The 13,110-nt window shown below is 71.4% G+C and carries 14 protein-coding genes; 3 read left to right on the top strand and 11 right to left on the bottom strand.

Features of this window, described 5'->3' with window-relative positions; translation table 11 throughout:
• Positions 1-91: 91 nt before the first annotated feature.
• The 5 genes from EDD90_RS43440 to EDD90_RS43420 form a co-directional block, all read right to left on the bottom strand.
• Positions 92-1,543 (bottom strand): HAD-IA family hydrolase, encoded by a 1,452-nt coding sequence (locus EDD90_RS43440; protein WP_123978561.1) that lies wholly within the window; start codon positions 1,541-1,543, stop codon positions 92-94.
• Positions 1,544-1,621: 78 nt separating this feature from the next.
• On the bottom strand, positions 1,622-2,692 hold the full coding sequence (locus EDD90_RS43435; RefSeq protein ID WP_123978560.1) for an ABC transporter ATP-binding protein: 1,071 nt from the start codon (positions 2,690-2,692) through the stop codon (positions 1,622-1,624).
• A 3-nt stretch (positions 2,693-2,695) separates the two neighbouring features.
• Entirely contained in the window at positions 2,696-3,514 is an 819-nt protein-coding gene (locus EDD90_RS43430) for an ABC transporter permease (protein WP_123978559.1), read from the bottom strand.
• Positions 3,499-4,398, bottom strand: a complete 900-nt coding sequence (locus EDD90_RS43425; RefSeq protein ID WP_123978558.1) for an ABC transporter permease subunit — start codon at positions 4,396-4,398, stop codon at positions 3,499-3,501. Before EDD90_RS43425 ends, EDD90_RS43430 begins: the two co-directional genes overlap by 16 nt.
• Positions 4,395-5,555 carry an ABC transporter substrate-binding protein gene (locus tag EDD90_RS43420; RefSeq protein ID WP_123978557.1) on the bottom strand — a complete coding sequence of 387 codons (1,161 nt, stop codon included), beginning with the start codon at positions 5,553-5,555 and terminating at the stop codon, positions 4,395-4,397. The genes EDD90_RS43425 and EDD90_RS43420 overlap by 4 nt, the downstream gene beginning before the upstream one ends.
• A gap of 220 nt (positions 5,556-5,775) precedes the next feature.
• On the opposite strand from EDD90_RS43420, the gene EDD90_RS43415 reads away from it, so the two are divergent.
• A complete protein-coding gene (locus tag EDD90_RS43415) occupies positions 5,776-6,516 on the top strand; it encodes a GntR family transcriptional regulator (protein ID WP_123978556.1) in 741 nt (246 codons plus the stop codon).
• Positions 6,517-6,619: 103 nt separating this feature from the next.
• On the opposite strand, the gene EDD90_RS43410 is transcribed toward EDD90_RS43415, so the two are convergent.
• From EDD90_RS43410 to EDD90_RS57875, 6 genes are all read right to left on the bottom strand, one after another.
• Positions 6,620-7,072 carry an Lrp/AsnC family transcriptional regulator gene (locus EDD90_RS43410; RefSeq protein ID WP_123978555.1) on the bottom strand — a complete coding sequence of 151 codons (453 nt, stop codon included), beginning with the start codon at positions 7,070-7,072 and terminating at the stop codon, positions 6,620-6,622.
• A 111-nt stretch (positions 7,073-7,183) separates the two neighbouring features.
• Positions 7,184-8,626 carry a GuaB1 family IMP dehydrogenase-related protein gene (locus EDD90_RS43405; protein ID WP_185149431.1) on the bottom strand — a complete coding sequence of 481 codons (1,443 nt, stop codon included), beginning with the start codon at positions 8,624-8,626 and terminating at the stop codon, positions 7,184-7,186.
• Between the two features lie 160 nt (positions 8,627-8,786).
• On the bottom strand, positions 8,787-9,098 hold the full coding sequence (locus tag EDD90_RS43400) for a barstar family protein (RefSeq protein WP_123978553.1): 312 nt from the start codon (positions 9,096-9,098) through the stop codon (positions 8,787-8,789).
• Between the two features lie 95 nt (positions 9,099-9,193).
• Positions 9,194-9,370, bottom strand: coding sequence for a hypothetical protein (locus EDD90_RS56480; RefSeq protein WP_221305149.1), 177 nt, complete (start codon positions 9,368-9,370; stop codon positions 9,194-9,196).
• Positions 9,371-9,374: 4 nt separating this feature from the next.
• Entirely contained in the window at positions 9,375-10,331 is a 957-nt protein-coding gene (locus tag EDD90_RS43390) for a Dyp-type peroxidase (protein WP_123978552.1), read from the bottom strand.
• 330 nt (positions 10,332-10,661) lie between these two features.
• Positions 10,662-10,856 carry an alpha/beta fold hydrolase gene (locus EDD90_RS57875; RefSeq protein ID WP_260328482.1) on the bottom strand — a complete coding sequence of 65 codons (195 nt, stop codon included), beginning with the start codon at positions 10,854-10,856 and terminating at the stop codon, positions 10,662-10,664.
• Here EDD90_RS57875 and EDD90_RS43385 point away from each other — a divergent pair.
• Both EDD90_RS43385 and EDD90_RS43380 read left to right on the top strand, forming a co-directional pair.
• On the top strand, positions 10,762-11,598 hold the full coding sequence (locus EDD90_RS43385; protein WP_398927362.1) for a GlxA family transcriptional regulator: 837 nt from the start codon (positions 10,762-10,764) through the stop codon (positions 11,596-11,598). The genes EDD90_RS57875 and EDD90_RS43385 overlap by 95 nt on opposite strands.
• Positions 11,599-11,790: 192 nt before the next feature.
• A complete protein-coding gene (locus EDD90_RS43380) occupies positions 11,791-13,077 on the top strand; it encodes an MFS transporter (RefSeq protein WP_123978550.1) in 1,287 nt (428 codons plus the stop codon).
• The last annotated feature ends 33 nt before the right edge of the window (positions 13,078-13,110 follow it).

The following is a 13,110-nucleotide window of genomic DNA, read 5'->3' as shown; positions in this document are numbered from 1 at the left end:
TTACCTGCCGGTGTTACCAGTTAGTAGGGAGGCCCGCACAACCTAAGTCATCGACACCCCCACCGCAATGGTTGCCCCGGGTAACCCCTGGCTAGGGCTCCATGGCGAACGTTGTCACGACGGCCGCGTGGTCAGAAGGCCAGTCGTTGCCCGCCACTTCGGGCCAGGGAGCCGGGTCGCCGAGGACGAAGGTCCGGGAGTCGACCACGCGCAGCCCCCTGTGCAGCACGTAGTCGATCCGGTCCTGCGGCTCGGGCCGCCCGCTGCCGTCCTCGTGGACGGGGTGGATCGGCGACCAGGTGTGCCCGGGCGCGGCCACCGGGTCCGGATGCGCCTCCCGGTAGGAGTCGCCGAACCCGGCCTCCTCGGCGGCCCTGGTCACCGGCCACTCGACGGCCGTCCAGTCCAGATGGGACGGGCAGTTGAAGTCCCCCGCCAGAACCACGGGTACGTCACCGTCCCCGATCCGCCTGAGGGCCTCCCGCATCTGTCCGAGCCGCACCTCTTCGTGCGCGATCAGGTCGGCCGCCCCGAGCCCGTCGAAGTGGAACTCGTAGGGTCCGTAGGGCGTGTAGTGCAGATGCGCCGTCCAGATGTCGACCTCGCGGCCGGGGCGGACGGCGATCCGTACGCCCGCGGCTCCGTAGAAGCCGACCTCCGGGTCGCCGAGCCGGGCGGTGATCGGGTACCGGCTGATGATCCCGAGGTTCTCGCCGGCCGTGTGGTGGTGCCAGCCGAGGGCCTCGGCCAGCCCCTGGGCACCTGTTCCGGCGGTCTCCTGGAGGCCGACGACGTCCGCTCCCGCGTCCAGGATCGCCTTGACCTGCTTGGCCCGGTGGTCGTCGACCGGGCTGCCGCCGAGCCACAGGTTCCAGGACATGACGCGGAGTCGGGGTGCGGCCATCTCGCTCAGCTCTTTCGGAGTGACCCCGACGAGGCTGTCCCGGACGGTCCGGCCGGGCGCGCTGCCGATGGGCGCGAGCGAGGGCACGGCCAGTACGGCGCAGCCGGCCGCCTCGGCCGAGGCGACCCCGGTCTCGGTGTCCTCGACGGCGACACAGGCCGCGGGTTCGACGCCGAGGGCGCGGCAGGCGGCGAGGTACGGGTCGGGGGCGGGCTTGGTGCGGCCGGTGTCGTCGGCGGTGACGGAGGCGGCGAACCGGCCGGCGCCGAGGGCGTCGAGCACGAGGTCGGCGACCGCGCGTGGGGACGCGGTGACCAGGGCGGTGGGGACGGCGGCCGCGGCCAGCGCGTCCAGCAGGTCGAGGGCGCCGGGGCGGGGCACGATGCCGGTGCGGACGCGGTCCGCGAACTCCCGGTGCAGCGCGGCCGCGAGGCCGTCTGCCGGCCGGTCCGTGGCGGCGGCGAGCCACCCGGCGGTGTGTTCCACCGGGCGCCCCAGCACGTCCGGCTCGTCCGCTTCGGTGAGCGGTCGTCCGGCGACCTGTTCCACCGCCTCCCACCACAGCCGCTCGGTGTCGACGAGCGTTCCGTCCATGTCGAACAGGACGGCCTGGAGCGGGAGTCGTGGGTGGCAGGTCACGTTGTCGTCATTCCTCACTTCTGGGCTTCCGGACACTCGGCTGGTGAGCTTCCGGATACTTTCGGACGTCTGGATGCGTTACTTCTGGGCACGTTCCGCCACGAGCACCGGCCGCTCGGGCAGCGACACGGTCACGGCGGATCCGGCGCCCAGCTCGGCGGCGTCGTGGGCGGGCAGGTCGGCCTTGGCCTCGGTGCCGTCGGCGAGCCGTACCGTGACCCGGACGACCGCGCCGAGGAAGGCGGTGGCGACGACGGTGGCCGTACCGGCGCCGTCCGCGCGCACCTGGACCGCCTCGGGCCGTACCAGGACGTCGACCTCGGCCGTGTCCGGCGCCGGTCCGTCGACGGGCAGCCGTTGGCCGAGCACCTCGACCGAGCCGTCCTTGACCGTGCCCGGGATCCGGCTCATCGTGCCGACGAACTCGGCGACGAAGGCGGTGGCCGGGCGGCCGTACAACTCGGCCGGTTCGGCGCACTGTTCGAGCTGTCCGGCGCGCATGACGGCGACGCGGTCGGCGATGGACAGCGCCTCCTCCTGGTCGTGCGTGACGAACAGGGTGGTGATGCCGAGTTCCTGCTGCAGCCGGCGGATCTCCTCGCGCAGGCTGAGCCGGACCTTGGCGTCAAGCGCGGACAGCGGTTCATCCAACAGCAGCACGCGGGGCCGCAGGGCGAGGGCGCGGGCCAGCGCGATGCGCTGCTGCTGGCCGCCGGAGAGCTGGTGCGGGAACCGCTCGCCCTTGTCGCCGAGCCCGACGAGGTCCAGCAACTCGGCGGCGCGGGAGCGGCGTTCGGCCGTCCGCACCTTGCGCATGCGCAGCCCGAACGCCACGTTGTCGACGGCGTTCAGATGCGGGAAGAGGCTGTACGACTGGAAGACCATCCCGGCGTCACGGCGGTGCGCCGGGACGTGGGTGACGTCCTCGCCGTCCACCAGCACCGCACCGGAGTCGGGGTGTTCGAACCCGGCGAGCATGCGCAGCGCGGTGGTCTTGCCGCAGCCGGACGGGCCGAGCAGGGCGAGGAACTCGCCGGGGCGGACGGTCAGGTCGAGTCCGTCGAGCGCGACGGTGGCGCCGAACTCCCGCCGCAGGGAGCGGAATTCGACGGTGGCGGCGGTGGCCTTCTCGGGCGTGCTGACACTCATGGTTCATCCCCGGGAGGAAGCGGTTCGGTCACGGCCGCCGGCACCGGCGAGCGCGAGGAGCAGGGCCCAGGTCACCAGGAGACTGAGCACGGACACGGCGACGGACATCTGGGCCTGGGAGCCGCCGACGTTGTAGATCCACACGGCGAACGGCTGGAAGCCGAGCAGCTGGGCGACCGTGAACTCGCCGAGCACCAGGGCCAGGGTGAGGAAGGACGCGTTGAGCAGCGCCCCGCGCAGGTTGGGCAGGACGGCCCGGACAAGGGCCTGCGGCCACGAAGCCCCACAACTGCGGGCGGCCTCGACGAGGGTGCGCACGTCGATCGCGCGCAGTCCGGCGTCCAGCGACCGGTAGACGAAGGGCAGTGCCATCACGACGTAGGCGAGGACCAGGACAACCGGGAAGGCCGGGTTCTGGACGGCGACGAACGTCTCGAACAGCGGGGTCCTGGACAGATGGTCGGGGCCCCACTTGAGCACGGTGACGATGCCGGCCACGAACGCGATCGGCGGCACCACCAGCGGCAGCGAGCAGACGATCTCGACGACCGGGCGCAGCTTGGGCGCGCTGAGCCGGAGGGCGACCACGGCGGGCACCATCAGCAGCAGGACGACGGCGATGGTGGCGACCGCCAGCTCCAGCGAGAGCAGCAGGCTGGAGAGGAAGCCGTCGGCGGACACGATCTGGGTGTAGGCGTCGAAGGTGATGCCCTGGCCGGGCACGTCCACCGTGAAGAGGACGGAGGCGCCCATCGGGATGAGGAAGTAGAGGGCGGCCAGGCCGAGGACGGCCCAGCGCCAGGGGGTCAGGCGTCGAGCCATCGGGCGCTCCGTCGTTGCAGGGGCAGGTAGACCGCCATGACCAGGCCGGCGACCAGGACCATGTCGAGGCTCAGGGCGAGGGCCACGTTCTCCTGGCCGACCAGCACGTTGCCGGAGATGGCGTCGGCGATCTGGAGGGTGGCCAGCGGGACCGCGCTGCCGACCATCGCCGCCGCGGTGGCGTAGGCGGCGAAGGCGCTGCCGAAGAGCAGCACGAGCCCGCCGAGCAGCGAGGGCGCGAGGACCGGCAGGGCCACGAACCGCCAGTACTGCACGCCGGTGGCGCCGTTGTTGCGCGCGGCCTCCCGCCACTGTCCCCGCAGTCCGTCCAGGGCCGGGGTGATGGTGAGGACCATCAGCGGGATCAGGAAGTAGAGGTAGACGAGGACCAGGCCCCAGAAGCTGTAGAGGCTCCAGCCGTGGTCCGCGAGGCCCAGGTGCACGGTCAGCACACCGGCGTTGCCGAGGGTCGCCACGAAAGCGAACGCCAGCGGCACACCGCCGAAGTTGGCGAGCACACCGGAGGCGGTGAGCACGGCGTCGCGCAGCGCCCGGGAGCGCGAGCTGACCACGGCCTGTGCGAGCGGCAGCCCGAGCAGGGCCGCGATCACGGCGGAGATCGCGGACAGCTTCACACTGCCGATGAGGGCGGTGAGGTACGGCCCCTGCAGCGAGCTGGTCAGGTTCTGTCCGGTGTACGAACTCACCCCGCTCGTTGGGTCCTTGACCGTGAAGGCGCCGTTGAGCATGGCGATGGCGGGCAGCCCGAAGGCCACCGCCGTGAAGGCGAGCAGCGGGACGACCGCGAGCCAGCCGGGGGCGCGGCGCCGCCGCTTCTGGGAAGCGGCGGACGCCACGTCGGCCCGCGTGAGCGTGGCCGTCATCCGGATACGGCCTTCGACCAGCCCTGCGCGATGACCGTCTTGGCCTTGTCCTGCTGGGCCTCGGTCGGGAAGGTCGGCGTGCCGGTGACCGCGGGGAGCTTGGCGGCGGCGGTCTTGTCGAGCGTGCCGGCCTTCTCCAGGGCGGACATCAGGACCGGGCGGGCGTAGCCCTTGAGCCACAGGTTCTGGCCCTCGGCGCTGTACAGGTACTCCTGCCACAGGCGGGCGGCCGCCGGGTGCGGGGCGTCCTTGTTGATGGCCTGGGAGTAGAACTGGGCGTACTGGCCGTCGCTCGGGATCGACACCTTCCAGTCCACGCCCTTGGACTTGAACTCGTCGGCGTAACCGGCGTTCAGGTAGTCCCAGTCGATGGAGATGGGCGTCTCGCCCTTCTCGACGGTGGCCGGGGTGGACTCGACGGGCGTGTAGTTGCCGTTCTTCTTCAGCTTGGCGAAGAAGTCGAGACCGGGCTGGATGTCGTCGAAGGAGCCCTTGCTCGCGAGCGCGGCCGCGTACACGCCGCCGAACGCCGAACCGGACTTGGTCGGGTTGCCGTTGAGGGCGACCTGGCCCTTGTACTGCGGCTTGAGCAGGTCGGCGAAGGTGGTCGGGCAGGTCTTGACGCGCTTGGCGTCGCAGCCGATGGAGATGTAGCCGCCGTAGTCGTTGTACCACTGGGCCTTCGGGTCCTTCTGCCCCTCGGGGATGTCGTCGTAGGAAGTGACCTTGTACGGCGCGAGCAGGCCCTGCTGGGCTGCGCTGAGCGCGAACGACGAGCCGAGGTCGAGGACGTCCGGCGCCCGGTCCTGGCCCTTGCGCGAGGTCACGGCGTTGATCTCGTCCTGGCTGGAGCCGTCGGGGCTCTCGTCCTCGATCTTGATGCCGTACTTCGCCTTGAAGCCGTCGATGATGGCGCCGTAGTTCGCCCAGTCGCGGGGCACCGCGATGATGTGCAGCGTGCCCTCCTTCTTGGCGGCGGCGACCAGCTTGTCCATGCCGCCGAGGTCGGCGGCGGAGGTGGCGGTGGCGGCGCTCTTGCCGCCGGAGGTGGTGGACGACGCGTTGTCGGGAGCGGCACCGCAGCCGCTCAGGGCGAGCGCGGCTACGGCGGCGAGGGAGCCGCCCAGCAGGACGGTTCTCGGCAGGGACACGGTCACGGTCTCTCCAGGAGTGCGCACGAGGATGGGGTGACGCGAACTTGTCTGAACAAGTTGGCTCACAGTACGCCCGGCGTTGATGTCGTGACTATGAACATCGGAAGAACCATGGACTCTTATTCGCTGCACAATCCAGGCCGGGTCCGGGCTGACACGACTCACCCGGGAACGTCGATTACGCTGGTCACGCTGTGCACAGCGACCTACTCAGAGGGGAAGCATGACGGCGCGACACGAGGAGATCGCCGACGAACTGCGACGGGCCATCGACCGCGAGGAGTACACCGTCGGCAGTCGGCTGCCCTCGGAGACGGAGCTCGCCACGGAGTACGGCGTCTCGCGCGGCACGGTCCGCCAGGCCGTCGCGGCACTCACCTCCGAGGGACTGATCGGCTCCCGCCAGGGCGCCCGCCGGGTGGTACTGGCCAGCCGCCGCAGCCAGAGCTTCGCGGAGCTGCGCAGCTTCGCGCAGTGGGCGAAGGCGATGGGCCGCGAGGCGACGGGCCAGGTGGTGTCCCAGGAGTACCGGCCTGCCGCGCAGGAGGATGCTGTGCGCCTCCAACTGGCGGTCGGAACACCGGTGTTGCACGTGCTCCGAGTACGCGGCCTGGACGGCGAGCCGGTGTTGCTGGAGCGGACGGTGTACGCCGACTGGATCGCCCCGGCGGTGGCGCCGATAGAGCCGGAGTGCCCGTCGGTGACGCAACGGCTGTACGAGGAATCGGGGTTGGTCTTCGCCTACGGCGAGCACGTGATCGATGCTGTGGCGGCGGGGGCGCAGGACGCGGAGTTGCTCGGCATCCGCCGTACCAGTCCCTTGCTGCGGGTGCGACGCGTGACGACGACCCGCGAGGGGCGCCCGGTGGAGTGGTCGGACGACCGCTACCGCTCGGACGCGGTGAGCTTCAGCGTGCACAACTCCATCGGAAACAACGCGCTGGCGAGGAAGACCGCGGAGTAGGGGGTGGGGGCCACTGCCCGATGCCGGGTGCGGGCGAGTGGGGGCCAGCCACGAACCACCCGCACCCGGCGTACGACAGCGCACCCCGAGCTCTGTGCCGAACTCACCCCGGCGCCCCCGAGGAGAACCGCCTCAGCAGCGGCGACAGCACCAGCACCGACTTGGTCCGCTCCACGAACGGCTCCCCCGCGATCCGCTCCAGCACCCTCTCGAAGTGCCGCATGTCCGACGCGAAGACCTGCACGATCGCGTCGGCCTCACCGGTGACCGTGGACGCGGCCACCACCTCCTGGTAGCGCTCCAGCCCCCGCTGGATGGTCTCCGGGGACGTGTTGCGCCGGCAGTAGATCTCCACGAACCCCTCCGTCTCCCAGCCGAGGGCCGCCGGATCCACCCGCACGGTGAAGCCCGTGATCGCGCCGGTGGCGCGCAGCCGGTCCACGCGCCGTTTCACCGCCGGCGCGGACAGGCCGACCAGTTGCCCGATGTCCGCGTAGGACCGGCGGGCGTCCTCGGCGAGGGCGTGCACGATGCGTTCGTCGAGATCGTTCAGCAAGGGGTCGTTCAGCTCTCAGATGGTGCAGGACGGGACCGGCGGCAGCCGTACACGAAGTAGAGCACGAGCCCCGCCGCCGTCCGGCCACGGCACCCCCGGCGAGGCAGGCGGCTAGCTCCAGCTCGCGTGCAGCGGCTTGCCCTCCGCGTAACCGGCCGCGCTCTGGATGCCCACGATCGCCTTCTCCGTGAACTCCTCCAGGGACGCCGCACCGGCGTATGTGCAGGAGGACCGCACGCCCGCGATGATCGAGTCGATCAGGTCCTCGACGCCCGGGCGGGCCGGGTCGAGGTACATCCGGGAGGTCGAGATGCCCTCCTCGAAGAGCGCCTTGCGCGCGCGGTCGTAGGCCGACTCCTCCGACGTGCGGTTGCGCACCGCCCGCGCCGACGCCATGCCGAAGGACTCCTTGTACAGCCGCCCGTCGGCGTCCTGCTGAAGGTCGCCCGGTGACTCGTACGTGCCCGCGAACCAGGAGCCGACCATCACGTTGGACGCACCGGCGGCCAGCGCCATGGCGACGTCGCGCGGGTGCCGGACGCCGCCGTCGGCCCACACGTGCTTGCCGTACTTCTTCGCCTCGGCGGCGCACTCCAGGACCGCGGAGAACTGCGGCCGGCCGACGCCGGTCATCATCCGGGTGGTGCACATGGCGCCGGGGCCCACACCGACCTTGATGATGTCGGCGCCCGCGTCGATGAGGTCCTTGACGCCCTCGGCGGAAACGATGTTGCCGGCCGCGATCGGAACGCGCGGGTCGAGGCCGCGGACCAGCCTGATCGCGTTGATCATCGACTCCTGGTGGCCGTGCGCGGTGTCGATGACGAGCGTGTCCACGCCCGCGTCGAGCAGTTGCTTGGCCTTTTCCGCGAAGTCGCCGTTGATACCGACGGCGGCGGCGACGCGCAGCCTGCCGTTCGCGTCCGTCGCCGGGGTGTACAGGGTGGCGCGCAGGGCGCCCTTGCGGGTGAGGATGCCCGCGAGCTTGCCGTCCTGGTCGACGGCCGGGGCGTAGCGGCGGTTGGCCGCGTCCAGCTTGTTGAACGCCTCGCGCGGGTCGATGTCCGCGTCGAGCAGCAGCAGGTCGCGGGACATGACCTCGATGAGCTGGGTGAAGCGGTCGACGCCGGTGAGGTCGCGGTCGGTGACGACACCGACGGGGCGGCCGTCCTCGTCGACGACGACACCCGCGTTGTGCGCCCGCTTGGGCAGCAGGGCCAGCGCGTCGGCGACGGTCTGGTGCGGGGCGAGCACGATCGGGGTGTCGAGCACCAGGTGACGGCTCTTCACCCAGGTGATGACATCGGTGACCACGTCGATCGGGATGTCCTGCGGGATCACGACGAGTCCGCCGCGCCGCGCCATCGTCTCGGCCATCCGCCGGCCCGCGATCGCGGTCATGTTGGCGACGACCAGCGGGATCGTGGTGCCCGTGCCGTCCGGCGAGCTGAGGTCCACGCCCTGACGCGAGCCGACCGCGGAGCGGCTCGGCACCATGAAGACGTCGTCGTACGTCAGGTCGTACGCGGGCTGGATGTCATTGAGGAAACGCACGTGCCGCACATCCCGGTCGATCAGAGGTGACCCCCGGACCGGCCGGCCAAGGGGAAGAGCACGTACTTCATTGTCCCATGGCGACCGGTATGTGATGCCCGGGACGAACATCCAGGCTGGTCAGGCGCCCTTCGGAGGAACGTCCAAGGCGCCCGGGGCGTCAGCCGAGGGCCAGGGCCACCGTCAGGGCCGGTTCGTCGCCGACCGCCTGCTCGAAGACGTCCTGGGCGACCTTCCACTCGTCCGGCCGGGTCCGCGCGTACCCCTGCCAGCCGGTGACGACGACGAGAAGCCCGCGTTCCACGGCCTCCGGCGGCCAGACCGAGGGGTCGCGGAGGCTGTCGGCGAGGGCGTCCCAGTTGCGGCCGAACCAGTCGGGCAGGTGCAGGGCGGAGACGGCCCGGTCCATGAGGGCGGCCTTGTCGCCGACCCCGGTGAGGTCGAGCATGACCAGATGCGGACTCGTCGTCATCTCAGCACCGTCCGGGAGGAGTTGTGGGGATCACCGGTGTAGTGGATCCCAGTAGTAGATCCCACCGGCGGCCGGGTGACAATGCGGCACCGGGGTCAGGCGGCACCGGTCCGTTCGGCGATCCAGTCCGCCGCGGAGCGGGTCCAGGTCGCCGCCTCGCCCGCGCCCCGGGCGAGGCCCAGCCCGCCCAGCCACTCGGCCACCGGTTCGGCCTCGTGCTCGGCGTGCTGCACATAGCCGCCGCCCGGCAGCACGATCACATGCGCGGACATCGCGTCATCCCTTCCCGGTGGCCTCGGGGGCCGCGGGCAGGTCGTCGAGGAAGTCACCGGAGGGCACGAAGAAGAGCGTGCCGGTGACCGCCGTGGAGAAGTCGAGGATCCGGTCGTGGGTGGCGTCCCCCGTGCCGAGGAACATGTTGCGGAGCATGCGCTCGATGACGTCCGGCGTACCGGCGTATCCGATGAAGTAGGTGCCGAACTCGCCGCGGCCGGGGCTGCCGAAGGGCATGTTGTCGCGCAGGATCTTCTGCTCCTCGCCGTCAGGTCCGGTGACCGTGTTCAGGCCCTTGTGGGAGGTCGGCTCGTCCAGTTCGATGTTGGTGAGCTTGGTACGGCCGATGATCCGCTCCTGCGTCTCGACCGGCAGTGCGTTCCAGGCGTCGAGGTCGTGGAGGTACTTCTGCACGATCACATAGCTGCCGCCGGCGTGCCCGGGGTCCTCCGGCCCGATCAGCACCGCCCTCCGGGCGGCGGCGCCCACCGGGTTCTCGGTGCCGTCGACGAAGCCCAGCAGGTCGCGGGCGTCGAGGTACTTGAAGCCCTGCACCTCGTCCTCGACGGTCACCGCGTCGCGCAGCCGGTGCACGATCTCGGCGGCGAGCCCGAAGCACAGGTCGAACCGGGTGGCCCGGATGTGGAAGAGCAGGTCGCCCGGGGTGGCGACCGCGCTGTGCCGGGGTCCGTCCAGGGGCTGGAAGGGGTGCAGGCCGGCCGGGCGGGGATGGTCGAACAGGCGGTCCCAGGCGGCCGAGCCGATCCCGGCCACACAGCTCAGGGCGGCTTCCGGCGCACCGAACCCGAAGCTGCGCCGCAGCGCGCTCAGATCACCCAGCACCTCCCGTGCCCGCTCCTCGCCGCCGGGGCGGACGGTGACCACCAGGAAGATCGCGGCTGTGGTCAACGGGCCGAGTACCGGCTGTGGTTCCGCTCCCGGCCCGGGCTGGGGTCCCATGGTCAACGCGTCCTCCCGATGTGATCGGCGCTCGGCCTGGCGTACACATACTCGGGCACATACTCGGGGTTGTTCGGCCTTCGGTCGATGAAGACGCTCCACGCGGCGGCGTACGGATTGCCGGAGAGGAACCCGAGAGGAACCGGAGTGGAGCTGGAGAGGAACGGAGAGGAACCGGAGAGGAAGACGCCGGTCCCGCCGGTCCGTCTCTCCCGGGACACCGGCATCGGCCCGGCCGTGCCTGATCACATCACGGGTGTCCGCCCGTCCGGCATCACACGAACGGGTGAGGACCGCGCGCGGGCGCCGCCGGCCGCCCCGGACCGGCGGTCACCGGGACCGGAGGAACTCCCCGAGCCGCCGGGCGACCAGGTGCGGTGCCTCCAGCGGGGACAGATGGCCGACCCCGTCCAGTTCGGTGAGGGTCGCGGTGCGGATCAAGGGGAGCAGGTGTTCGCGCAGCACCTGGGTCACCGTCGGCGCCACGGCCGGGCTGTCCGCGCTGGCCCGCGCGGACACGGTCATCGTGCCCGGATACGACGGCTACCGGCGCCCGCCGGCCACCGGGGTCACCGCGGCCCTGCGGCGCGCCTTCGCCCGTGGCACCCGGATCGCGTCCATCTGCACCGGCGCCTTCGCCCTCGCGGCGGCCGGGCTCCTCGACAGCCGTACCGTGACCACCCACTGGGCCAGCGCCGACGACCTCGAACGCCACCACCCCCGGCTGCGCGTCGACCACAACGTCCTCTACATCGACGACGGCAACCTCCTCACCTCCGCGGGCGTCACCGCCGGTATCGACCTGTGCCTCCATCTGGTCCGCAAGGACCTCGGCGCGGCCGTGGCCAACGAGATCGCCCGGGAGCTGGTCGCGGCACCGCACCGCGACGGGGGCCAGGCCCAGTTCATCGAACGTGCCCTGCCCTCCCCCACCGCCCACACCCTCGCCGGCACCCGCGACTGGGCCCTGCGCCACCTCGACGAGGCGCTCCCGCTCGAGGTACTGGCCCGGCACGCCCAGGTCTCCCCGCGCACCCTGGTGCGCATGTGGCGCCAGGAGACCGGCGTCACCCCGCACCAGTGGCTGCTCACCGCCCGCGTCAACCACGCCCGCGAGCTGCTGGAGGTCACCACCCTCAGCGTCGAGCAGATCTCCGCCCAGAGCGGCCTGGGCAGCAGCACCAACCTCCGCGCCCGCTTCCGGGACGCCCTCGGCACCACACCCACCGCGTGTCGACGCGCGTTCCACAAGCCTCGCGCGGCCTGAAGACACCGCCCGAGGGGACCACCTGAAGGGACCATCCGAGGAACGGTCTGAAGATTTCTCCGCGCCGACGGAATAGACAGACCTGTCTATGCGGTTGACCACGCAAGGTAGACAGACAGGTCTACTCAAGCAGCACCTCCGATCCGGCGAACTTCCGACGAACTTCGGCCCCGTCCCCGCGAAGGATCTCCGATGAACCACCCCGCACCTCATGAGCGCACCGAGCGCACCACGGCACGGCGCAAGCCGATCCCGCCTCGCGCGGCGTTCTACGTGCTCGCCTCCGTCGTCGTCTCCTTCCTCGCCGCCTCCAGCGCGCCGACCCCGCTCTACGCGACTTACCAGGCCGAATGGGGCTTCACCCCGATCACCACCACCGTCGTCTTCGGCGTCTACGCGATCGCCGTGCTCTCCGGCCTGCTGGTCCTCGGCAAGCTCTCCGACCACGTCGGCCGCAGGCCCGTGCTGATCACCGCGATCGCCGCCCAGGCCGCCGCGATGGTGATGTTCTCGACCGCCGGCGGTGTCGGCGAACTGCTCGCCGCCCGCGTCGTGCAGGGCCTGTCGACCGGTGCCGCGCTCGGTGCGGTCGGCGCCGCGATGATGGACATCAACCGCTCCCGCGGCACGGTGGCGAACGCCTTCGCCCCCGGCCTCGGCACCGCGACGGGCGCTCTGCTCAGCGGCCTGGTCGTGCAGTACCTGCCGGCCCCCACCCACACGATCTACCTCGGCCTGCTCGGCGTGTTCGCGGTCCAGGCCGTCGCCCTCGCTCTGATCGACGAGACCGTCACCAAGCAGCCGGGAGCCCTGGCCAGCCTGGTGCCCGAGATCAGGCTCCCGCGCCCGGTCCGCGGCGCGGCCCTGGCGGCGGCCCCGGTCGTCTTCGCGGTCTGGGCTCTCGCCGGGTTCTACGGCTCCCTGGGCCCCGCCCTGGTCCGCGCCCTCGTCGGCTCGACCTCCGCGGTCTACGGCGGGCTCGGTCTCTTCGTCCTCGCGTTCGTGTCGGCCGCCTCCGTCCTCGCCCTGCGCAAGGCCGCGGCGACGACCGTGATGTACACCGGCATCGGCGCGCTGGTCGCCGGCGTCGCGCTCACCCTGGTGGCCGTCGCCACGAGCACGCCCGCGCTGTTCTTCGTCGGTACGGCCGTCGCCGGCGTCGGCTTCGGCAGCGGCTTCCAGGGCGGCATCCGCACCGTGCTGCCGCTGACCAGGCCGCACGAGAGCTCCGGCGTGCTGTCCCTGCTGTTCGTCGTGGCCTACCTCGGCATGGGCGTCCCGTCCGTCGTCGCCGGTGCACTGGTGGTGCACGGCGGCGGACTGCTCCCGACCTCCGAGGAGTACGGCACGGTGGTCATCGCCCTGGCGCTGCTGGCCCTCGCCGCCCTGCTGCTGCGCGGCAGGCCGCAGAGCGCGCCGGGCGTGAAGGTGGCGTCCGGTGGCGTCCCGGCGGAGCGGCTGGAACGCGTCGGGCGCTGACTGAGTAGACCGGTCTGGTCAGTCGTAGACTGG

This window comes from Streptomyces sp. Ag109_O5-1, from assembly GCF_003814875.1.
In the GTDB taxonomy this organism is placed as follows: domain Bacteria; phylum Actinomycetota; class Actinomycetes; order Streptomycetales; family Streptomycetaceae; genus Streptomyces; species Streptomyces sasae.
Note: the sequence above shows the minus strand (reverse complement) of the source record. Positions and strands in the feature narration are given on the sequence as shown.